18 protein-coding genes are annotated in these 22,492 nt (G+C 35.1%); 4 read left to right on the top strand and 14 right to left on the bottom strand.

The window, feature by feature from the left end:
• Positions 1–131: 131 nt before the first annotated feature.
• Positions 132–1,325 carry a S8 family peptidase gene (locus ACX9TM_RS12100; RefSeq protein WP_000790938.1) on the top strand — a complete coding sequence of 398 codons (1,194 nt, stop codon included), beginning with the start codon at positions 132–134 and terminating at the stop codon, positions 1,323–1,325.
• A 91-nt stretch (positions 1,326–1,416) separates the two neighbouring features.
• Here the strand turns inward: ACX9TM_RS12100 and ACX9TM_RS12095 are convergent, their stop codons facing one another.
• Positions 1,417–1,941, bottom strand: coding sequence for a DinB family protein (locus ACX9TM_RS12095; RefSeq protein WP_000656267.1), 525 nt, complete (start codon positions 1,939–1,941; stop codon positions 1,417–1,419).
• A gap of 14 nt (positions 1,942–1,955) precedes the next feature.
• Positions 1,956–2,723 carry a DUF3891 family protein gene (locus ACX9TM_RS12090; RefSeq protein WP_063219981.1) on the bottom strand — a complete coding sequence of 256 codons (768 nt, stop codon included), beginning with the start codon at positions 2,721–2,723 and terminating at the stop codon, positions 1,956–1,958.
• Between the two features lie 204 nt (positions 2,724–2,927).
• On the opposite strand from ACX9TM_RS12090, the gene ACX9TM_RS12085 reads away from it, so the two are divergent.
• Entirely contained in the window at positions 2,928–3,200 is a 273-nt protein-coding gene (locus ACX9TM_RS12085; protein WP_001043905.1) for an HU family DNA-binding protein, read from the top strand.
• 38 nt (positions 3,201–3,238) lie between these two features.
• On the opposite strand, the gene ACX9TM_RS12080 is transcribed toward ACX9TM_RS12085, so the two are convergent.
• The 11 genes from ACX9TM_RS12080 to ACX9TM_RS12030 all read right to left on the bottom strand — a co-directional run bounded on the left by ACX9TM_RS12080 (position 3,239) and on the right by ACX9TM_RS12030 (position 20,511).
• Positions 3,239–3,781: a hypothetical protein gene (locus tag ACX9TM_RS12080; protein WP_000959125.1), complete on the bottom strand. Its 543-nt coding sequence runs from the start codon at positions 3,779–3,781 to the stop codon at positions 3,239–3,241.
• A 25-nt stretch (positions 3,782–3,806) separates the two neighbouring features.
• Complete coding sequence (gene sfp / locus ACX9TM_RS12075) at positions 3,807–4,556, bottom strand: 4'-phosphopantetheinyl transferase Sfp (RefSeq protein ID WP_000573004.1); 750 nt, start codon at positions 4,554–4,556, stop codon at positions 3,807–3,809.
• A gap of 57 nt (positions 4,557–4,613) precedes the next feature.
• A complete protein-coding gene (locus tag ACX9TM_RS12070) occupies positions 4,614–6,044 on the bottom strand; it encodes an MDR family MFS transporter (protein ID WP_072770063.1) in 1,431 nt (476 codons plus the stop codon).
• On the bottom strand, positions 6,044–6,268 hold the full coding sequence (locus ACX9TM_RS12065; protein ID WP_000184055.1) for an MbtH family protein: 225 nt from the start codon (positions 6,266–6,268) through the stop codon (positions 6,044–6,046). The genes ACX9TM_RS12070 and ACX9TM_RS12065 overlap by 1 nt, the downstream gene beginning before the upstream one ends.
• A complete protein-coding gene (locus ACX9TM_RS12060; protein ID WP_072770062.1) occupies positions 6,265–13,422 on the bottom strand; it encodes an amino acid adenylation domain-containing protein in 7,158 nt (2,385 codons plus the stop codon). The genes ACX9TM_RS12065 and ACX9TM_RS12060 overlap by 4 nt, the downstream gene beginning before the upstream one ends.
• Before the next feature lie 33 nt (positions 13,423–13,455).
• Positions 13,456–14,349, bottom strand: coding sequence for an isochorismatase family protein (locus tag ACX9TM_RS12055; protein ID WP_001007255.1), 894 nt, complete (start codon positions 14,347–14,349; stop codon positions 13,456–13,458).
• A gap of 24 nt (positions 14,350–14,373) precedes the next feature.
• On the bottom strand, positions 14,374–15,990 hold the full coding sequence (locus tag ACX9TM_RS12050) for a (2,3-dihydroxybenzoyl)adenylate synthase (protein ID WP_000960113.1): 1,617 nt from the start codon (positions 15,988–15,990) through the stop codon (positions 14,374–14,376).
• 12 nt (positions 15,991–16,002) lie between these two features.
• Positions 16,003–17,202: an isochorismate synthase DhbC gene (gene dhbC, locus ACX9TM_RS12045; RefSeq protein WP_001002067.1), complete on the bottom strand. Its 1,200-nt coding sequence runs from the start codon at positions 17,200–17,202 to the stop codon at positions 16,003–16,005.
• A 25-nt stretch (positions 17,203–17,227) separates the two neighbouring features.
• Positions 17,228–18,013: a 2,3-dihydro-2,3-dihydroxybenzoate dehydrogenase gene (dhbA, locus tag ACX9TM_RS12040; protein ID WP_001048437.1), complete on the bottom strand. Its 786-nt coding sequence runs from the start codon at positions 18,011–18,013 to the stop codon at positions 17,228–17,230.
• A 627-nt stretch (positions 18,014–18,640) separates the two neighbouring features.
• The gene (locus ACX9TM_RS12035) at positions 18,641–19,843 is read right to left on the bottom strand and encodes an L-lactate MFS transporter (RefSeq protein WP_065382448.1); all 1,203 of its coding nucleotides are present in this window, start codon (positions 19,841–19,843) and stop codon (positions 18,641–18,643) included.
• A 350-nt stretch (positions 19,844–20,193) separates the two neighbouring features.
• Complete coding sequence (locus ACX9TM_RS12030) at positions 20,194–20,511, bottom strand: hypothetical protein (RefSeq protein WP_000627304.1); 318 nt, start codon at positions 20,509–20,511, stop codon at positions 20,194–20,196.
• 687 nt (positions 20,512–21,198) lie between these two features.
• Here ACX9TM_RS12030 and ACX9TM_RS12025 point away from each other — a divergent pair.
• Positions 21,199–21,384, top strand: coding sequence for a YkvS family protein (locus ACX9TM_RS12025; RefSeq protein WP_000646793.1), 186 nt, complete (start codon positions 21,199–21,201; stop codon positions 21,382–21,384).
• Positions 21,385–21,442: 58 nt separating this feature from the next.
• On the opposite strand, the gene ACX9TM_RS12020 is transcribed toward ACX9TM_RS12025, so the two are convergent.
• On the bottom strand, positions 21,443–21,742 hold the full coding sequence (locus ACX9TM_RS12020) for an ArsR/SmtB family transcription factor (protein WP_000214801.1): 300 nt from the start codon (positions 21,740–21,742) through the stop codon (positions 21,443–21,445).
• A 489-nt stretch (positions 21,743–22,231) separates the two neighbouring features.
• On the opposite strand from ACX9TM_RS12020, the gene ACX9TM_RS12015 reads away from it, so the two are divergent.
• Complete coding sequence (locus ACX9TM_RS12015) at positions 22,232–22,405, top strand: hypothetical protein (protein ID WP_001141668.1); 174 nt, start codon at positions 22,232–22,234, stop codon at positions 22,403–22,405.
• The last annotated feature ends 87 nt before the right edge of the window (positions 22,406–22,492 follow it).

Genomic DNA, 22,492 nt, shown 5'->3' with positions numbered 1-22,492 from the left:
CTCCTTTTTATTCCTTCAAAAGTTTTTCACATAAATGTCATAAATCGTATGGTCTAACTATATAGTTGAAAAGGAATGCGACATTAAAGTGTCGCTGAAAAACTCATCCAAGAAAAGGGAGGAAAAATCTTTTGAAAAACAAAATCATTGTTTTCCTATCTGTTTTATCATTTATTATTGGTGGTTTCTTCTTTAACACGAATACTTCAAGTGCTGAAACATCATCTACTGATTACGTTCCTAACCAATTAATCGTTAAGTTCAAACAAAATGCATCTTTAAGTAATGTGCAATCTTTTCATAAATCTGTCGGAGCTAATGTCTTATCTAAAGATGATAAGTTAGGTTTTGAAGTCGTACAATTTTCAAAAGGTACTGTAAAAGAAAAAATAAAGAGTTATAAAAATAATCCAGATGTGGAATATGCAGAACCAAATTATTACGTTCACGCCTTTTGGACTCCAAACGACCCATATTTTAATAATCAATATGGATTACAAAAGATTCAAGCTCCACAAGCTTGGGATAGCCAACGAAGTGATCCTGGTGTAAAAGTAGCTATTATTGATACAGGAGTTCAAGGCTCACACCCTGATCTGGCTTCGAAAGTAATTTACGGGCATGATTATGTTGATAACGACAATACATCTGATGATGGTAATGGTCATGGTACACATTGCGCTGGAATTACTGGAGCACTTACGAATAACAGCGTCGGAATTGCTGGTGTTGCCCCACAAACTTCAATTTATGCTGTCCGCGTATTAGATAATCAAGGAAGTGGTACTCTTGATGCTGTAGCGCAAGGTATTCGAGAAGCTGCTGATTCGGGTGCAAAAGTAATTAGTTTAAGTTTAGGAGCTCCAAATGGTGGTACTGCATTACAACAAGCCGTTCAATATGCATGGAATAAAGGCTCTGTTATAGTTGCAGCTGCTGGAAATGCTGGAAATACAAAAGCTAATTACCCTGCTTATTACAGCGAAGTAATTGCAGTTGGTTCTACAGATCAATCAGATAGAAAATCTTCATTCTCTACTTATGGTAGCTGGGTAGATGTTGCAGCACCAGGTTCAAATATATATTCAACATATAAAGGAAGCACGTATCAATCATTAAGTGGTACATCTATGGCAACACCTCATGTTGCAGGAGTCGCTGCTCTTTTAGCAAATCAAGGATATAGTAATACACAAATTCGCCAAATTATTGAGTCAACTTCTGATAAAATTAGTGGTACAGGTACGTACTGGAAAAACGGTAGAGTCAATGCATATAAGGCTGTACAATATGCTAAGCAATTACAAGAAAATAAAGCTTCTTAAGAAAACTTTAATCAGTCGATCTACCATGAATGCGGAATAAAATAGAAGGAGAGACTTCTATAATTAAAGCCTCTCCTTCTTACAAACTATATTACTCTCCCTGCTTTTTAACCATATGTAAATACAGTACAAAATCCATCATTGTCGACGAATGACCAAGTTGACGGATCATCGCTGTTATATTTCCTCTATGATATGTACCATGATTTACGACATGTTGCACTAATTCTAAAATCGAAGTTTCTAATTTCCCTACATATGGATTCTCAATAACAAATACAGCATTCACATCTTGTATTGTAATTAAAAAATCTTTATATTGATTTGCCATGTTTTCAAACATTTTTTCTAATTCATGTAACGATTTAGTTTCAATTTGTTTTCGTAAATCTTCTCGGTCTTGTATTGCTTCATTCATACTTTTACCATGCAATATATGTAACCACACTTGATCTGTAATATAAATATGCACAAAAGTATCCTTAATGGATGGAAATACACTCTGTATCTGCTCATTAAAAATCGTCTCATAGTTTGGTAACTCTTTTAATCGATTGAATAATCTTGTATTGGCCCAAGCATGATAATCACACTGTTTTAATATATAATCTTTCAATTTATATTACCTCCTTATTGTATGAAACGAATGGTTTGTTTCTTCATTTCTGATTCTCTATCAACCTTTGCAATCCCTTTTTCTTTCATTTCATGCTTATTTATCGTTTTATATTTTACATACGTATAAAATTCCGTTTGAAATGGAAATGGTGTAATCCGAATTGTTTCCTCGTCCACCCATTCAGCTTGAATAAGTTTCTCCTCTTCACTATTAAACATTTCTGTTCCTTCAAAACCATCTTTAAATAAATCAATTTCATCTTTCTTTTTGACACCAGGCTTATTCATACATACGTATAAAGAAAGTTCATCACAAAACTTTAATAATTTATAATGTTTATCGAACATCGCAAACTGTTCTTTTGTTAACGTTTTCAAGATTCTTTTTTGTCGTTCTAATTCATGTTTATAAAATGACATCATCTCTTCATCTTCCTCGTTTAGTGGAAATGATAAAAAATGTTTACTACAAAGCAATGCCCCGTATGGATTAGAATTTTCAATTTCATTCAAACCAATCGTATAAAAAACAAAACGTAATGGGCTTGGACAATCCATAAATGTATATGGAATATTTTTAGCATCATTCAAAATTGGTACTTTATCAAGCTCTATCCATCCTCTGTCATGCTCATATATTGCATCAACTGTTTCTTTTAAATATGTTTTACTTTCAAAAAAGTCTTCTTTTATATGTTTTGCAATCTCTCCAGCTAAAAAACCATGGTCATGTTGACGAATTAATATACTTTCCTTCTCATTTTTTTCACGAAAAATCATTCATATACTCCCCCTCATCCTCATACTAAAGCTTTTTATATGCATCGATTCTTAATTAATCCCTAAATAATAGAAGGGATTCAGTCTCTTGCAACGAAATTAACATAATTATATAGTATTCTATCTAATCATAGTGATAGCTTTATCTTTACTATCTATTATACTAAAACATTCATTCCAAAAATTTTTTTATGAGGTGAAAACATGAACAAAACAGAATTAATTAAAAACGTAGCTCAATCAGCTGATATTTCTCAAAAGGACGCTTCTGCAGCTGTACAATCCGTATTTGACACAATTGCTAATGCATTACAATCTGGAGATAAAGTTCAACTAATCGGTTTTGGAACTTTTGAAGTGCGCGAAAGATCTGCTCGTACAGGACGTAATCCGCAAACTGGCGAAGAAATTCAAATCGCCGCTGGTAAAGTTCCTGCATTTAAAGCAGGTAAAGAATTAAAAGAAGCTGTTAAATAAACAAGAAACCAGCCATTTTATAGGCTGGTTTCTTGTTTTTATTTAAGCAATTGCTTTATATTCTCTGCATGATACACTTCACAAATATAAAATACACATTTGCATTTACTTACAATTTGATACTTTCTAGTTGGATACACATTCGCTGTAACAGAACATCCATCAAACAATTCGATAATATTTCCAGATGGCTGATATCCTTCATATAATACATTTCTTCTTACTTCCATCTTTTCTATAAGCTTTTCAACAGGAATATTTCCACTCTCTAATTCACTCTTTATTGCGTCCGGTAAAAACGAAGTGTCTGCAAAAATTAGATTTTCAGATAACACCTTGCCTTTATAACTAACATTAGATACACGGTAAAGAAATGTTCCATCTTTATCAAAGAAATTCTTTGCTTCTTTCGGAATGTACTGTCTACCAAGTGCCTCTTGTTCAAGAACATCAAACTGAACTGTATCATTTAAAAGCTTTTCTAAAGCATGAATGGATGATGTATCTCCAGAAAATAAAATATTTTTAATTGCTTGTACGTTATAAGTGAATTCATTCTTTCTATTTTCCGCTACTAACATGAGGAACACCTCTTCTATAATTTTTTTATTTAAGATTTAAAAGTGCTGCCGCATCTAATTGCGTAATTTCAGTTACTTCCTTACTGAATATTGCAACAGAGGCCCTATAATCTAAACTAGGCTTTACATCTTCCATCATTGTATTATTTAATAACTCTTGTCTATCCTTAAAAACCAACAAGTTTGGAGGATCATTTGGAGCTGATACTGTAATATGTACTGGCGGAATCATTAGTCCTTCACCTGTCGCTTTCAGCACCGCTTCTTTTCGAGTCCAATATGTTAAAAATCCTTCTATTTTCTGTTCATTTGGCAGTTTCATAACTTGCGCTATTTCAATGTCTGTTAATACACCTTCTGCCATTTTCATAACATCTACATTTGGATTCATTTGTTCTACATCTATGCCAACAGGTGCAGATTTTGTAAAAGCAACGACAACCCACTCACCTGAATGCGAAACGGATAATTGCGGCATACCTTCTGGTAATTGTGGTCTTCCATGCTGCACTTTACATACTGAGCACATTCGATCAATTGGTACTTGGACTGGTGACATAGAAAGTATCTTACCGAGAACTAATCTACTTATTACGCAACCTATTATAAAACGAGCTCGATCTGCCGAATGATGATACGAATTTGCTTTCTCTCGCTCTATATCATTTAGTAAATTGTAATGCCATGATTGTAAATCCGAAATTCTTGCCCACCATATTTGACAATCATTCTCATTCAAAGTTGGAATAGAATCTACAACTTTACTTTCTATCATGTAAACTCTCCTTTATTCAACGAATATCAATTTTCATAAGAAAGCATGCGTATATTGTTATTCATTGACAAGTACTTTCTCTTTTTCTGATACAGATAATGTTTTTTCTTTCTTCTTTGACATTACCTCTTTATCGGAAATACGTAAAGAAAATAGTAGTGCTATGAGCAAAAATATTGCTGATCCAATTAATGCTGCTTGATATGGTAAAAAATCGGATTGAGCGTTATTACTTCCAAAACCAGCTAGTATACTAGCTAAAACAGCTACTCCTATTGCTGAACCTAATCGATTTTGCACATTGAATATAGTAGTAGCTCTCCCCATAGAAGGCGGCGTGATATTGTTAAAGGCAGAAAATTGAACCGCACCGACAGATTGACCTAAGAAAATACCGATACCAAACAATAATGCGCGGATTTGCCACGGATTCGTATCGTGATTTACAAAACTTAATAAAACAAAGATAACCACGGTACAAATTAATCCAATAGAAATTACCTTTCGCGCTCCTAATTTTTTATATGACCATGGCACAATTTGTGAAGAAATCATTAATCCAATCGCCTCTGGAAATGTCGTAAGTCCTGATTCCAGCGCGGAAACTCCTATCACATTTTGATACATAAGTGGAAAAACAAATAACATTCCTAGTAAACCAGCTGATGAAAATAATGATATAAGACTCATCTTTCTAAACACTGGTTCTTTTAATAAACGTAAATCTAACATCGGTTGCTTTACTTTCAGTTCTACGATTATAAACAATGTAATGAATACACCCCCAGCTATCCCAGTACTCATAATTTCTGGAGAAATCCACCCTTTTGATGGTCCCTGGCTGAGCGCATATATGAGCATCGCAAATCCTGGTGCTGATAAAATAAAGCCGAGCGAATCAAAGCGACCAGCTGATTTTTCAACATGCTCTGCTAAAAATAGAAGTCCAAATAGCAATGCAACGATTCCAAACGGTAGATTAATATAAAATGCCCAACGCCAAGACATTTGATCTACAAAGAAACCACCGATGATAGGACCAATTGCTGGTGCTACAGCAATTGGAAGTATAATGAACCGAGAAATCTTCGGTCTTTCCTCTGGTGAAAATGTTCGAAATAACATTGCCATTCCAACTGGTGTTAAAAGCCCTCCACCAGCACCTTGAATAATACGGAAAATATTCAATGAAGTAATATCGTTAGCCCTTCCGCATAAAGCAGAGGCAATTGTAAATACGAAAAGAGCAATTAAAAACACTCTTTTCGTACCAAATCGATCTCCTAACCAACCAGAAATCGGAAGGAAAACAGCTAAACTAACTAAATACCCAACATTAACCGTCCCCATTGCAGATGCAGGTACTTGTAGTTCTCTACTTATCGTTTGCAGTGCTACATTTACAATCGTTGCGTCCATCGCAGCCATAAACATCGCAGTTATATAAACGATACTTACAACTACTTTTGGATTTAGTTTTTCTTTCATTATCGTTTTCCTGCTAATGTTTTTTCGCGAACTTGATTACTTTTTGGATTCAAATCTTTCCAGTTATATTCAACATATTCTAAGCAGCTCTGCCTACTAGCTTCTTCATATACGATATTCCAGCCAATAGGTACATCGAGAAAAGCAGGCCAGAGAGAATACTGGCCCTCCTCATTTATTAATACTTTATATGTGTAATTATCATTTTCAAATGGATTCGTCATACTCTACTTACCCCTTTCTTATTCTGCAAATATTTCGCTAATACTTGTCCAATTTCCGTAAGCGGACCTGGCTGACATAAATCTTTATGTCTACAATCAATATCGTGCTGCACAATTTGCCCGTCTAAATAATTTAGCCACGTATTTGGAGAAATAGGATCAAACCAGTCTGGTATAACAGTAGATCTAAAGAACAGGATATCTCCGTTATAAACTTTCGGTACATATTTCCCTAACAACCCTACTGAATTTACATATGTTTCTTTCAAGTTCAATATAGTCTCTTCTTCAAGACTTGCTAATGCACTTCCATCTTTACGAAGGATTTCAACTGCACTTTCCATTGTAAGTGGTTTACCATCCATGTTATCTGGGTCATATCCGCCTAAAGCAAGTAATGCGATTAACGCTTCCTCTTCAGTAGGCGCTTCCGTATTCGGTAAGAAGTGTCCAGGATAAGAGTCAAGCATAACGAGTAATTCTACTTCTTCCCCTTCATTTTGTAATTGCGCCGCCATTGCATGCACAACATTTCCTCCAAGCGACCAACCTAATAAACGATATGGTCCATGAGGCTGTACTTCACGAACGTGTTTCAAGTAATCCGCCGCCATCTCCTCTAAACTTTTTGGAAGTTCTTCATTTTTAGCAATACCACGTGCTTGCACACCATAAATTGGATAATCTGTTCCTAAAGATTTCATAAGTCCTGCATAGCACCAACTTAATCCACCTGCTGGATGTACACAAAATAGTGGTAATTGATCCCCGCTTGCTCGTAATGGAAGCAACACATCAAGTGCACTTTGACCATTCCCCATCTCAAGTCTTTCAGCTAACCCTGCAACAGTTGGTGCTGCAAATAAAGTACCAATGTTTAGTTCCACTCCAAGCGCCTCTTTCATGCGGCTCATAAGCTGTACTGCAAGGAGTGAATGACCACCAAGATCAAAGAATCCGTCATCAATTCCAATTTGAGGTACACTTAGCACTTCTGTAAACAAGTCACATAACATTTCTTCTTGCGGTGTTCTTGGACCACGACTAGAAGATGATGCGATAAATACTGGAGCTGGCAATGCCTTTCTATCTAATTTACCGTTTGGAGTTAAAGGTAACTCATTTACTACTACAAAAGCGTATGGAACCATATAATCTGGTAAACTACCACTAGCAAACTGACGCATTTCATTCGTATCAATTGCTTCATTATTTGATGCAACGATATAAGAAACTAACCGTTTATCCCCTGGTTGATCTTCACGTACAATAACGGCTACTTGCTCAGCTTTAGGGTGCTTCATTATGACTGCTTCTATTTCTCCTAATTCAATTCGGAATCCACGAATTTTGATTTGATGATCTGCACGTCCTATATAATCTAGCGTCCCATCATTACGCCAGCGAGCTAAGTCTCCTGTACGATACATTCTTGTACCTGGCTTGCCAAATGGATCTGCGATAAAGCGTTCAGCCGTTAATCCTGCTCTTCCTAAATATCCACGCGCAAGTCCTGCACCTGCAACATACATTTCTCCAACTACTCCAGGTGGGACTGGTTGTAAATAGTTGTCTAACACATACACTTTAAGGTCAGGTATACTGCACCCAATTAAACTATTTGCCCGTAAAGAGACGATAGTTTCATCTAATTCAATATAACTAACATGTACTGTCGTCTCTGTAATACCATACATATTAATAAGCTTTGGTGCGTTATGAGGATGTCGACTATACCAATCTTCTAAGCGACTTAGCTCAAGTGCTTCCCCTCCAAAAACAACATATCGTAAAGATAATTTTTGGCCAATCTCTTCATTTTCACGATCTGCTTGCATCAATTGGTAGAACGCTGATGGAGTTTGGTTTAAAACCGTAACCTTTTCTTTAACAAGAAGCTGTAAAAATTCTTTCGGCGAGCGACTTACAGTATGTGGGACTACAACTAAACGCCCTCCGTATAATAAAGGTCCCCAAATTTCCCAAACCGAGAAATCAAAAGCATATGAATGGAACATCGTCCAAACATCGTTTCCGTCAAACTGGAACCAATGATCAGTTGCTCCTAAAAGTCTCACTACATTTTGATGAGGTATCATAACGCCTTTCGGTCTGCCCGTTGACCCTGACGTATAAATAACGTAAGCAATATGTGATGGAGATAATGGCTTAATTCGTTCCACTTCATCAATATTGTCTTCACTATATTTCTCAACCTCTGCTATTACTTTCACATCATCAACTAAAACTTTTAGTGCCTCATTACATTCAATTTCCACTTCTGAATTCGTTAAAACACATGATGGTTTCGCATCGTGTAGCATAAATGAAATACGGTCTGCTGGGTAATCTGGATCTAACGGAAGGTATCCAGCACCAGCTTTAAGAACAGCTAATAAGCTTACAACCATGTTTAATGATCTTGGCATCGCTAAAGCAACGAGTTGATCAGGACCAATCCCTTTTGCTATTAGGAATCGAGCTATTTTATTTGCTTTTCTATTTAACTCTTCATAAGTTAATTTCTTATCTTCAAAGACAACAGCAATAGAATTTGGATTTATATGAGCCTGCTTTTCAAACAATTGTGGCAATGTCATTTCTGGTGCAATTTGAAAACCACCATTCCACTTTTCTAACACTGTATTTTTCTCTGCTAAAGTTAATATTTCTAATCTGCCAATGGATTGATCTGGATTTGTAGTTGCATCATCTAATAACAAAATGAATCGTTCTATTAGTTTTTGAACCGTTTCACGTTTATATAAATCGGTACTAAACTCTAGTAATCCATGTAAACCGTTCGGAGTACCATCAACCCCGTTACTCTCACTAATTTCAAATGTTAAATCAAATTTTGCAGAACCAACGCTTTGAATTTCAAGGCTCGCTTCTAAATCTGGTACATGAAACGTTGCTTCTGGTGTATTTTGAAAAGCTAACATAACTTGAAACAACGGATGGCTGTTTCGAGTACGTACTGGATTTAATACTTCAACAAGCCTTTCAAATGGAACATCTTGATTTTCATAAGCTGCAAGATTTACCTGCTTCACTCTATTTAATAATTCTTTAAAACTTGGATCTCCTGAAGTATTTGTACGTAACACTAATGTATTTACAAATAAACCAACAATATCTGAAAGTACATCATCATTTCTTCCAGCAATCGGACTTCCAATTGGTATATCAGTGCCTGCACCTAATCTTGTAAATAGTGCACTAAGCCCTGCTTGCAATACCATAAACAAACTAACTCCATTTTTACGTGCAAGCTCTACTAACCTACTATGCATACCTTCATCTATATGAAAATGAATTGTTTCCCCGCGGTAACTCGTCTCAATTGGACGCTGGAAATCTGTAGGTAACTCCATTTGGTCTGGTAAACCTTTAAGTTCTTCTTTCCAAAAATCTAATTGTGTTGAAATAAGACTCTCTTGTGTCGTTTCATCACCTAGCAATTGCTGTTGCCAAAGTGCATAATCTGCGTATTGAACTGGTAGTGTCTCCAGCTGAACTCTGTCACCTTGACATCGCGCTTTATACGCCGCTGTAAAATCTCTCGTTAACGGCTGTAATGACCAGCCATCACCTACAATATGATGTAATAGAATTAATAATACATGTTCGTTTTCACTCATTGTAAAAAGTTGCAAACGAACTGCCGGCTCAAAATCGAGGTTAAAGCTATATCTTACCGCCTCTGAAAGTACACTTTCTAATTCATCTTTACATGTATTAGTTATTACCATTTCTAGATTTAAGTTTTCCATATCTAAAATTTTCTGATAGGAACTACCTAATACGTTAGGGAAAATTGTTCTAAGTGTTTCATGTTTCTCAACTACATCATAAAAAGCACCTTGTAATGCTTCCCGATTCAATATTCCATTCATACGAATGACTAGCGGAATATTATAAGTAGGACTTGGACCTTCTAAACAATTTAAGAACCATAACCTGCGCTGTGCAAATGAAAGTGGAATTTCATTTGACCTACTTGCTTTCTGAATAGCTGGTCTTGCACTTTTTGCATGGTTTAATTGTTGCGCCAGTTCGGCAACAGTTGGTGATTCAAATAGTTTCCCAATTCCTAATTCCACACTTAACGTTTCACGAATTCTTGCCATTAAACGAGATGCGAGAAGTGAATGTCCACCCATTTCAAAGAAATTATCATCAATGCTAATTCGAGAAACACCAAGTACTTCTGCAAATAAATCACATAATATTTCTTCTTTCGGATTTCTAGCAACCCTCTCATTGTTCATTCCATTAAAATCAGGAGCAGGTAATTTCTTTCTGTCAACCTTACCATTTGGCGTTAATGGTAATTCTTCTAGCACAACAAATGCCGATGGTATCATATAATTCGCTAAACTTTCTGAAACATAAGAACGAATTTCTGAAAGATTAATCGGTTCCTTTTCTTCTGCAACGATATACGCAATGATGCGTTTATCATTTGGACGATCTTCTCGTACCATTACTACCGCTTGTTGAATATTTTCATGTCGTTGTAATACCGTTTCAATTTCAGCTAATTCAATTCGGAATCCACGAATTTTAATTTGATGATCTGCGCGACTAATGTACTCTAACGCACCATCACTACGCCATTTCACAAGATCTCCTGTACGGTACATGCGCTTCCCTGATTCTCCATAAGGATTTGCAACAAACCGTTCAGCTGTTAACTCAGGTTTTCCTAAATATCCGCTTGCAAGTCCTTCCCCTGCAATATATAATTCCCCAATAACTCCAGGTGGAACTGGTTGTAACCCTGCATCCAATACATACACTTCTGTGTTGCAAATTGGCTTTCCGATAGGAGGTATACCCTTTTCACCTTCATCAATGTTCATGAAAGTAGACCAAATCGTCGTTTCAGTTGGTCCATATAAATTAGTTATTGAGCAACCTAATTCTTTTAATTTATTTGCTAAATGCGCTGGAAGAGCTTCACCACCAACTAGTATGTTTAGCCCTTGTAGCTTTTCTGGATAATCAGTTACTAACGCCTGCCAAAGCGTCGGTGTAGCCTGCATAACGGTCACTCTTTCTTCTTGTAAAAGTGTCGTTAATGCTGATGGCTCTTGTATGTCTTCTTTTTGCGCAATTGTTAAACTTGCACCACTAATAAGAGGTAAATAAATTTCTAGAGCAGAAATATCAAACGCAAACGTTGTAACTGCTAATAAATGATCATTTTCATTTAATGAAAACTTTTGTTGCATAGCCATTAAAAAGTTACTTAAACCTCTCATAGGAACAATTACACCTTTTGGGTTTCCTGTTGAGCCTGAAGTATATATTGTATAGGCTGGGTTTAAAAGTGATACATCATTCTTACATGCTATATTCATACGAGAATATGTATGTAACGCTATTTTCGTTTCTTCATCATCTAATACAATTTTTTTCATATCATTTTCTATAACTAACTTAGATGAAACAGATGAATGTGTTATGATACAAACTGGTTTTGCATCATTTACTATATAATTAACTCTTTCTGCTGGGTATTCTGGATCTATTGGTAAATACGCTGCACCAGCCTTTACGACTGCTAGCATACTAACTACCATTTCTATTGATCTAGGGAATACTAAAGCTACAAACTGATTTGGTCGTATTCCTTCTTCTACTAAATAATGTGCTAGTTCATTCGCTCGTTCATTTAGCTCTTTATACGTAAGGTTTACACCGTCACAAGTAATCGCTAGTTTATTGGGATTTTTTTGCACTTGTTTTTCAAATGATATAGGTAGACTAATTAACTCATCATCTTCCTTCGTTTCATTCCATTCCAATAAAACTTTATGATTTTCTTCAGGCAGAGTAATGTTTATTTTTCCAATCGACTCGTTTTTCTCATAATTATTTATTACTAATTCAAATAGATTCATAAATCTTTCTTTATGCAATGCTAGCTCTGCGCCATTATATACTTCGGGATTCGCATCAAAATGAATCATTAGCTCATTTTGATCAAAACGTTTATATACATTTATCGATAAATCATCTACAGGTCCTGCTGATAAGTTATGTGTAATACCACGATTTCCAGCAAAATTAAGCCCGTAATCAAAAGGCATAACATTCACTAACGGTCCAAACAACCTTTGATTTTCACCTAGTAACTTTAAGTCTCTTCTTAATTCCTCATGACGGTATTTATGATGGTGACGTACATCTCGAATTTCTTTAGAAACTTGCTGCAATAATTCCGCAAGAGTTATATTTGGAGTTACTGTAATACGAAGTGGAACTAAATTCATTACCATACTTGGTGTATGAATAGATACAGAACCTAGACGTCCCATCATCGGTAAACCTAAAACAATATCATTTTCACCTGTTAATTTATGCATATAAATACTTGTTACAGCGACAATGAATTCCGGCCAACTTGTTAACGAAATATTGATATCTTCTAGTAAAGTTTTCGTGCTAGAACTAGATAAATAAGCTGTTTCTCGTGAAAATCCATTTGATGTTCTCGGTGCTCGTTCTGCCAAACTTACAACTTCTGGGGCATCTGCAAACTTTTCTAACCAAAAAGTACGATTTTCCTGAAATTGTTTTGACTCACGATACTCAATATCTTCTTGCACGACTTTCGCAAGAGAACCAAATGGCTTTTGACTCTTGTTTGTTTCTTCTATAAGTGATGTATACTCATTCGCTACCTTTTGGCTAAGAAGTGAAAATCCATAGCCATCCATCACAATGTGATGGATGCGCTGATACCAAAAGAAACGATTATTTTCAACTTGAATAAGTGCTTCAGTAAATAATATATCTTTTTTCAAATTGACTGGTATAGATAAATCATTTTTCATCCATACTTTAGCAGCTTCTTCAGGGTTTTCTTCTTTACGAACGTCAATAAAATGCATATGAAACTGTGATTCTTCAACAACTTGCCATGGGCCAATTTCATCCTCTTCGAAGCGAACGTGAATTGCCTCTGCTTCCATTACAACTTTACGTACAGCTAATTCAAAAATGTCTTGATGAATATTTCCATTTATTTCTACATATTCCCCAGTATTATATATCGGATTAAGCGGATCTAATTGTTGCGCAAACCACATACCAGACTGCGCAGATGATAACGAATGACGAATCTTTTGACTGTTAGGCATTCTTTACTACCCCTTTATTATGTAGTCTATTTGTTACAGCACCTGTGCTGTTTGTGAAGATAGTAAACTGTACCAACCTGCAACAGTTGGACGTTCTGCTAAATCTGCAAAAGTGATTTCTTTCCCTTCACGACGCCATTTCTCTACTAAACTCATAATTCTGACCGAATCAAGCCCTCTATTTAATAAGTCCTCATCAATATCAATACTCTCTACTGGCTCACGAAGTAGTTGTGCAACTAGTTCATGCACTTCCTGTATAGTGATTCCTTCACTCTCATCACCTTTTACACTTTGTAAAGCTTTTAACAGTAGGTTTGTTGATGTCGTTACTGCACATCTATTAGATGCATACTCCAATGCTTGTTTATGATGCTCTAGTGAAAAATCAGCAACTGCATCTGCTACAAAGAACGGCTCTATACCATCCATAAATGCTTCACAAGCTGTTAAAAGACAGCCAATATGCGCATAAATACCGCAAATAATGAGTTGATCTCTTCCTTGTTCATTTAAAATTTCTAATAGATTTGTCTTTTTAAATGCACTATATCTCCATTTTGTTAGGAATATATCATCTTCATCAGGAGTAAGTTCATCAACAATTTTCTTTTTATCTGGTCCAGCAGGAATACCGTCACCCCAAAAGTCTTGTAATAAACCTCGTTGTTCTAACGTTTGCCCACCAGGTTGTGCTGTATAAACAACTGGTATACCAAGTTCCTTACATTTTTCTCTTATCATTTTAATATTTGAAATAAGTTCTACTTTTGGTGATTCTTTATCGCTATATGCATCAAGAAAATATTCTTGCATGTCATGAATTAAAAGTACTGCACGTTTTGGATCTGGTGTCCAATTCACTTTATTTTTTGGTAGTTCTGATTCAATTGGCATTTTATATACTGAAATAGATGGGATAGCCATCTAATCACTTCCTTCCGGTTTTTATTATTGTTTTACTATAATTAGTTTTTCAGCAATGACTTTACGTAGTTCTTTTTTGCTGACTTTTCCGACTCCTGTTTGCGGGAATGATTCAATAAATTCAATTCGATCTGGAATTTTATAAGCCGCGATACCACGTTCTCTTAAAAACATTTTTAATTCACTTACTGCCGGAACTTGTTCGCGAGCTATAACAAAAGCACAGGTGCGTTCACCTAAATAATCGTCAGGCATAGATACAATTGCTACGTCATGAACCGCATCGTGTGCTAATAAATGATTTTCAACTTCTTCCGCAGCAACTTTCTCACCACCACGGTTAATTTGATCTTTATCTCTTCCTTCTACAATGATGTATCCTTGTTCATTTACTTTTACAAGATCACCTGTGCGATAAAACCCATCCTTTGTAAATGATCGTGCATTATGCTCTTCAGCTTTATAGTAACCACGAATTGTATATGGACCTCTTGTTAATAAACTACCTACTTCGCCAGGTTGTACATCGTTGTCATTTTCATCAACAACTCGTACTTCATCGAGTGCAGACATTGGTCTACCTTGTGTATGAATAATAATTTCTTCCGGATCGTCTAATCTTGTATAGTTCACTAATCCTTCCGCCATACCGAATACTTGCTGTAACGTACATCCAAATGTAGGGCGTATACGTCTTGCAACCTCAGCGCTAAACTTAGCACCACCTACTTGAATAACCTCTAGGCTCGATAAATCGGTATTACGAGAAGATGCAGCATCAAGCCAAATCATTGCTAATGGCGGAACGAGCGCTGTAATTGTAACTTTTTCTTTTTCAATAAGAGCAAATGCCTCATCTGGACTACCACCAGTTGCCAATACCACTTTTCCACCCGCATAGAAAGTTCCAAATGTCCCTGGAGAACTCATTGGGTAATTGTGTGCTACTGGAAGAACTGCCATATAGACGCTTTCTGCATTCAAATTACAAATTTCAGCGCTTACACGTAAACTATAAATATAGTCATCATGTGTTCTAGGAATTAATTTAGAAAGACCTGTTGTCCCTCCTGATAATTGGAGAAATGCAACATCACTTGGCTGAACTTCTGGTAATGAGACGGGATCCATATACAGATCATTTATGTTCACAAACTCTTCTTCTTCCCCCACTACAATTACACGTTGTAAAGTTGGCACTTTCTCTTTCACTTCTCTTGCTAGTTTTCGATAATCAAAACCGAGAGCCTTATCTGAAATAACGTAAGCGCTCGCCTCGCCAAACTCACAAAAATAACTAATTTCACTGCTTCGATGTGAAGGTAGTGCAAAGACAGGAAGCGCTCCAATTCGAAATAGTGCAAAACATATTTCGAAAAACTCGATAATGTTAGGTAACTGGATTACAACTCTGTCCCCTTTCTTTATTCCTAAATTCAGTAAACCTGCTGCTAAACGATCGGCATTTTTATCAAGTTCACTATATGTCATATGCTTCTTACCACTTACAACCGCGATTCGATCTCCATATTTCTCAGCCCGCTCTCTTAACACTCCTCCAAATGTTTCACCAAGCCAACATCCTTCTTCTCGATAATGATCGGCAAATTCTTTTGGCCATTCTGTATAACCTACTAGCATTCTTTCTTCCCCCTATTTTTCATTAAGTGAACTATCTCTTAACCCTAAAGCTTTTAACATTGTTTGGAACTTAGCCGATGTTTCTGCTAACTCATCTTCTGGTTTTGACTCAGCAACAACTCCAGCTCCTGCATATAAACGAAGTGTATTTTCTTGTACTTCAGCACAACGAATTGTAACAATCCATTCTCCATCTCCATTTAAATCGCTCCATCCTAGCATTCCTGTAAAGAACTCGCGGTCAAATGGCTCAATATGCTGTATAGCCTCTCTTGCTTTTTCCATCGGAGTTCCGCAAACTGCTGGCGTAGGATGAAGGGCAATTGCTAATTGTAAAGAAGAAGTATTTGGATCCTTAAGTTCACCTTTCACTTCTGTAGACAAATGCCACATCGCTTCACTATGAATAACTGATGGCTTTTCTGGGACATGTAATGTATGACAATACGGACGAAGTGCAGCGGCAACCGCTTCAACTACTACCGCATGTTCATGTAAATCTTTTGGAGAAGAAAGTAATTCCTCTGCTCTTCTTTTATCTTCTACTAGGTCCTCACTACGTGGCCTTGAACCAGCTAACGGATTAGAAATAACTTGCATACCATTACGTGAAACAAGCAATTCAGGACTTGCTCCAATTAGCGTCTTACTGTTCTCTTTTTCATCTTTCGGTAAATTCACAGCAAATGTATAACCATGCTTATTATGCTCTGCTAATTCTCGCAGAAGTTTTTGCTTATCAATCTTTTCCGAAGATTTAACATCTAACGATCTAGATAGAACGATTTTCTTTAAATCACCGTCCTGTATTTTTTTAATTCCTTGCTTCACACCATTCATATAAACTTCAGGGTCTGGCATTGGCGTCATTTCAAATGTTACGTTCTCATTTGTTTCAAGCTGATTTGTTGTATCCAATTGTAAACGCTCAGAAATCCTACTATATTCTGGTACGATAAGTTGCACTTCTTTTCTACGATCGAATGGCAAAGCACCCACAACGATAGGATTTGGATTTCCAGCTTGTTTCGCATTACTTAATGTCGCTTGCACAAGCTCTGGGAAATTTTCAATTTCACGATGCTTTACTGTAGTAAACTCTCCTTCTGCTAATATCGTTCGAGTTGGTGAAGCAAAAAAGAATGAAGATTCAGTCTTATAATCTTCTAAAAGTTTTTCTGACAATTCCTTTACAGCTATATGTTCATTCATAATATAATAACCTCCTGAATTTTGATTAAACTCCTAACGTAGCACCGCCATCGACACATAAATTGTGCATTGTAATATGACTTGCTCTATCTGAGGCTAAAAATAACACGGCTTCAGCAACTTCTGAAGGTTGTGCAATTTTTTGTAATGGAATTCCGAGTCTATATGTATTTTGAGAACCAGCAATTATATTTTTAGCTCCATTCTCATCAGCCCATAGTAATCTTTGCATCTCAGTTTCAGTAGAACCTGGAGAAACTAAGTTGCAGCGTATATTGTATGCCGCAAGCTCTAGTCCTAAACATTTCATAAACATCGTCGTTGCAGCCTTTGACGCAGCATACGCAGCCATCTCCATTCTCGGCGTATTTGCCGCATTTGAACCGACTGTAACAATTGCCCCTGATTTTCTTAACATCATATTTTTACTTACCGCTCGGGACATATTGAAAACCCCTGTAGTATTTACAGAGAATGTTTTATTCCAATCTTCATCACTTAACGAATGAATTGGTCCCATACGTAAAACCCCTGCAACATTTATTAAAATATCTATTGGCGCTATTTCATTTGCAATATGATTTACCATGTCTTCAACAGCAGCGCTATTACTCACATCTAAACGAAACGTTTTCATACGTGTTTTATTTAATTCATTTTGATTTAAGAGTACATTTAACCCCTCTTCATTTTGATCAACCGCAATAACTGTGGCTCCTCTTTCTAAAAACATTTTGGCAACAACACTGCCTATGCCTTGTGCTGCACCTGTTACTAAAACTGTTTGCCCATCAAATTCCCCTAAGTTCATTTTCTCTATCCTTTCACATAAACATTAATTTCATTAAGTAACATAAATGATATTGATTTTCATTATCAATCATGTTGTAAAAAATAATACACTTACTAAACTAATTGGTCAAGTGCGCATTACTTTAAAATCCATTTTATTGATAATGTTTTTCATTTACTATCTTACACCGAAATGATAATGTTTCTCAATAAACTTGTCAATCTTTTTTTATTTTTCAGATAAAGTATTTTAATGCTTCTTAATAAAATCATATCTAAACGCATTAAATGTACTTATATTATAAATAAAATTCAAACTCCTCTTTTTAAAATTGAAGAAGATAAACTAGAGATACGTTCATTTACAATGCTTTATGAAAAACTCAAGTATATATTTTCTCAATATTTTTCTGAAAATATATCTTACAAATACTAATGAATGTCTTCTTTATCATTTAAGATTTAATATATATTTCGAATATGATGTATCAATTTATTATATTCCAAATGGGTATTCCACTCACTTTTACATCTATAAAAATCACAAAAGTAATTTAACCTTGTTAAAATAACTCATAAAAAAGCATCCTAATTAATAGAATAGGATGCTTTTTCGTAATCATAGTGTTATAGAAGATTTGTATACTTATGCTACGCTGCGATACTCTTCTTCTTGTTCCTTTTTCTGTTTAGGTGCTTGAATTAAAATTGCGATAATGAATGACACGACACATAATACACCGATCACCATGAACGTTGGTTTGAATCCACCTAGAAGTGCACCGATAAAGGAACCTGCAAGCGCCCCAAATCCAAATCCTTGATACACAATTCCGTAGTTCTTACTATGGTTTTTCATACCGAAGAAATCACCAACAATAGCTGGGAAAATAGTGATATTTCCACCAAAGCAAAACGCTACACTTGCTACACATACGAAGTAAATACCATAATTTAAATCTACAAAACTTAGAACTAAGACTGAACTCGCCATAACAACAAAAGTACCAGTAACGATTTTTAAACGCCCAATTTTATCCGATAACGGTCCTAAAATGATACGACCTAATGTATTGAAGATTGCAACCATAGCCACCGCATTAGCTGCTGTTGCTACGCTAAGTCCTACAAGTTGAACACCAATGTCTTTTACCATACCAATTAAGTATAAGCCACTCATACATGATGTAAATAACATGATAAATAATAAGTATACTTGTTTTGTGCCTAACATTTCTTTCGTTGTGTATTCCTTAGTTTTTGTTTCATGAACTGCTCCTTGATCTGCAGCTTGATGGATTAAACAAGCACCAATTACAATCATAGCTGTAACAATTAAACCCCAGTATATAAATGCTTGCGATACACCAACTGATTCAATCAACTGTGCGTTAACGTATTTAAAGATTAAGCTACCTGAACCATATGCAGAGACAGAAATACCAGCAATTAAACCTTTACGCTCTGGAAACCACTTTATTAAATTTGATAGTGACGTGATATATGCTGTACCATCTGCATAACCTACAACAACTCCTGCTAGTACATAAAGCAATATTAATGAAGAAGCTTGTGAACTAAGTATTAACCCTAGTCCTAATGCTAATCCAGCTATCATAATAAGTTTACGAAGTCCCCATTTTTCTTGCAATTTACTCGCAAATAAAGTTGAAAATGCTAAAGAAAGACTAGTAATTGAGAAAGTTATCGCAACAGCGTTAAGACTCCAACCGTATTTACTAACTAAAGGCTGATTGAATAAACTCCATGTATATATCGTCCCAAGCCCCATTTGTACTATAACTGTGCCAAGGACAACAAACCATGGATTAACAGTTGATTTTTTCATACCTTTCCGCCTCCTCTTTCTATTTCAATGCTATTCGCTAAATTTACTTTTTTTATGTTCATTTTGGTCACCTCTTTTGATTTGACACCTTCATTGTATAAGATGTTTTCGTTCATGTAAGCACTTACAAGACAGAGCGTCAAAAACGTAGAATCAGTTACAAAAAACGAAGGATGAAATACAAAAACTACTTATTAAATACGTAACAGTTATTTAATAAGTAGTTTTTGTATAAGCTCGATTTACATTTGTTTTTGAACCCTTTTTTAAAAAGTGAAACAATAAAACCGTCTCTTTACTATTTATTAAAGAGACGGTTTTATTAGGTCAATTCATAAGCCTGACTTTTTTTATACGTTTATAATTGTTTCTTCAAATGTAACAATTGGCTCTACAAATTCCATCATAATGAAAGCATTTTTAATACGTCTTGTTAAAACTTCTTTTAATTCTGCACACATTTGTTCTGTAAGTGATTTTACAAATACAAAGTTATGATAATAAATCACACTCTTCTCTTTACTTAATGGGTTTAAAAACATCCCTTCTTTTGTAACGAGAGCATTAGAATGCCCCGATAAAGTTGAAAGAAACGTCTCTAAAATTTTTATTTCTCTTTTTGAAAACGATTCTTCACAAACTACTTTAATATTCATTTCTGTTATCATTTATATATTCCCCCAACCATTTTTTCACAAGGGGATACTATAATACTATTAAATTTTCACAAGACTCCCCTTGTCGTTCATAAAATTCACCAGAAAACTAAGTTGACTAACTTGTTTTTTCCCTTTATTCATATAAATCTCTCCTTTCGTATATATTACTTCTTCATTTGTAATTGATTACCTTTTTATATTAAAGTTTTTCTATGTTTTTAATTGGAATTTTACCAATTAGAGATCTTATTAATAAACGTATATTTTTCTTATACTCCTGAAAAAAACTTTACTTATCTACTTTACGTTTTGTGCTACATAGTGTCTGTTTTTTGAATAATTTGTTTCTCTGCAGTATTTACATAGAAATATTGTTTCGCTAATGCTGAAAACAATTTACTTTGCTTATAATAAAGTGAAACTTTAATCAACCCTCACCAATCGGGCTTTTATGGGCAGCAGGGCCCCCACCTAACTTCTTTGCTTCCACTGAATTTTGAGGTGGGGGTCTTACTGCCCAGCAAATAGCGGGATAAACTTAAATAAAATATAACTTTTAACATAAGAGTACTTTATACTTTTCTATTAGAGAACAAATTTTTTCCCAATAAATAAAACTAAATATTCACTAATATATCTATCCGTGGTTTAATATATATAATAAAAAAATATTTCTGTCTTTAATGAGGAGGTACTATGAAAGCAAACGTAGGGGATACTATACTTTTTCAACGAAATAATTTAAAGATTACAGGATCTGTATTAAAACTTTATACTGAATCAGTCTTAGTTGAAATTACAAATGTAAGCGGTGGTACTTTTGAATTTGATCGAACAATTGTAAATCATAAAAACTATAAAGTTTTAAATACAAATACATAAAACAACACAAAATAGCCCCTGCTCAACAGCAGGGGCTATTTTATATAAAAATATTTCACTAGTTTATATACCCTAAAACATTAACAATCTTACTCGCTTTTAAATTGTTAATATGATAATAAATTTCTAAACCTCTTCTCTCTGCTCGTAACACTTTACCCTTCATTTTTGATAAATGTTGTGAAACAGTAGATTGCGGAATATTCAGTAACTCTGTTAATTGTGTTACATTACAAGTTTTTCTCGTACTTAATTCATTTACAATTTGCAGTCTGATTGGATGCGCCATAATTTTTAAAATATCTACATCTTCTTCTGAAACTAAAGTTTTTCTCATTTCACTCGTATATGTTGTCATAAGACATTCCCCTTTTATATGAATTCCATATTCATAAGATCTATTTCCAAATTTTTTAAAACCCTTGATTAAAACTTTCATATAGAAATAAAAGGATTTTAAATTTTTGAAAACAGAACTTACATTCACTTTATTTATTTATTTGGTACATATACATAATACAATGTTAATATGTGCTCTATGTGAAGTTCACATAAATTTGTGATGAAGATTTACTTAGCCACTCGCATCCTACTCATCTAATTACTCACTGCGTAAAATCATCAGTTATTTTAACACATTTTAGGCGTTTGTATATACTATTTATAAAGTGAAACTTTAATCAGTGGGGCTTTTGTTCATCCCCCACTGATTATCAGCCCTCACCAATCGGGCTTTTACGGGCAGCAGGGCCCCACCTAAATTCTTTGCTTCCCCTGAATTTTTAGATGTGGGTCTTACTGCACGGCAAATAGCGAGATAAAACAACTTTTATAAAGGAGGATTCATATGCCTACAGCGTTACAAGAAGAAGTCGAAGAAGCACGGGAAACATATGTCAGTCGTATCATCTTAGTTGGAGGATCGACTTTATTTTTAGTAGGCGGGGTTATCTCAGCAATTTCAGCTTTTAAAGCTTATAATCGTTTGGAGAATACGCCGCCTTCTACAGATAATTCATAGATATTTTATAAAATAAAACGTCGCCTCCAATATGAAGAGACGACGTTTTATTATTCATACATATGACACTAAAAGTATCGGTAGATT

The organism is Bacillus sp. LH1, from assembly GCF_057924895.1.
The sequence above is the reverse complement of the archived record's forward strand: the minus strand, read 5'-3'. Positions and strand labels throughout refer to the sequence as shown.

Bases quoted from the DNA above. Each gene is read 5' to 3' on its own strand.
- ACX9TM_RS12025 (WP_000646793.1), top strand. From the start codon at position 21,199: ATGAAAGCAAACGTAGGGGATACTATACTTTTTCAACGAAATAATTTA.
- ACX9TM_RS12050 (WP_000960113.1), bottom strand. From the start codon at position 15,990: ATGCTAGTAGGTTATACAGAATGGCCAAAAGAATTTGCCGATCATTAT.
- ACX9TM_RS12070 (WP_072770063.1), bottom strand. From the start codon at position 6,044: ATGAAAGAAAAACTAAATCCAAAAGTAGTTGTAAGTATCGTTTATATA.
- ACX9TM_RS12085 (WP_001043905.1), top strand. From the start codon at position 2,928: ATGAACAAAACAGAATTAATTAAAAACGTAGCTCAATCAGCTGATATT.
- ACX9TM_RS12055 (WP_001007255.1), bottom strand. From the start codon at position 14,349: ATGGCTATCCCATCTATTTCAGTATATAAAATGCCAATTGAATCAGAA.
- ACX9TM_RS12030 (WP_000627304.1), bottom strand. From the start codon at position 20,511: ATGATAACAGAAATGAATATTAAAGTAGTTTGTGAAGAATCGTTTTCA.
- ACX9TM_RS12060 (WP_072770062.1), bottom strand. From the start codon at position 13,422: ATGCCTAACAGTCAAAAGATTCGTCATTCGTTATCATCTGCGCAGTCT.
- ACX9TM_RS12090 (WP_063219981.1), bottom strand. From the start codon at position 2,723: ATGATTTTTCGTGAAAAAAATGAGAAGGAAAGTATATTAATTCGTCAA.
- ACX9TM_RS12080 (WP_000959125.1), bottom strand. From the start codon at position 3,781: ATGTTAGTAGCGGAAAATAGAAAGAATGAATTCACTTATAACGTACAA.
- dhbC (WP_001002067.1), bottom strand. From the start codon at position 17,202: ATGAATGAACATATAGCTGTAAAGGAATTGTCAGAAAAACTTTTAGAA.
- dhbA (WP_001048437.1), bottom strand. From the start codon at position 18,013: ATGAACTTAGGGGAATTTGATGGGCAAACAGTTTTAGTAACAGGTGCA.
- sfp (WP_000573004.1), bottom strand. From the start codon at position 4,556: ATGATAGAAAGTAAAGTTGTAGATTCTATTCCAACTTTGAATGAGAAT.
- ACX9TM_RS12020 (WP_000214801.1), bottom strand. From the start codon at position 21,742: ATGACAACATATACGAGTGAAATGAGAAAAACTTTAGTTTCAGAAGAA.
- ACX9TM_RS12065 (WP_000184055.1), bottom strand. From the start codon at position 6,268: ATGACGAATCCATTTGAAAATGATAATTACACATATAAAGTATTAATA.
- ACX9TM_RS12035 (WP_065382448.1), bottom strand. From the start codon at position 19,843: ATGAAAAAATCAACTGTTAATCCATGGTTTGTTGTCCTTGGCACAGTT.
- ACX9TM_RS12015 (WP_001141668.1), top strand. From the start codon at position 22,232: ATGCCTACAGCGTTACAAGAAGAAGTCGAAGAAGCACGGGAAACATAT.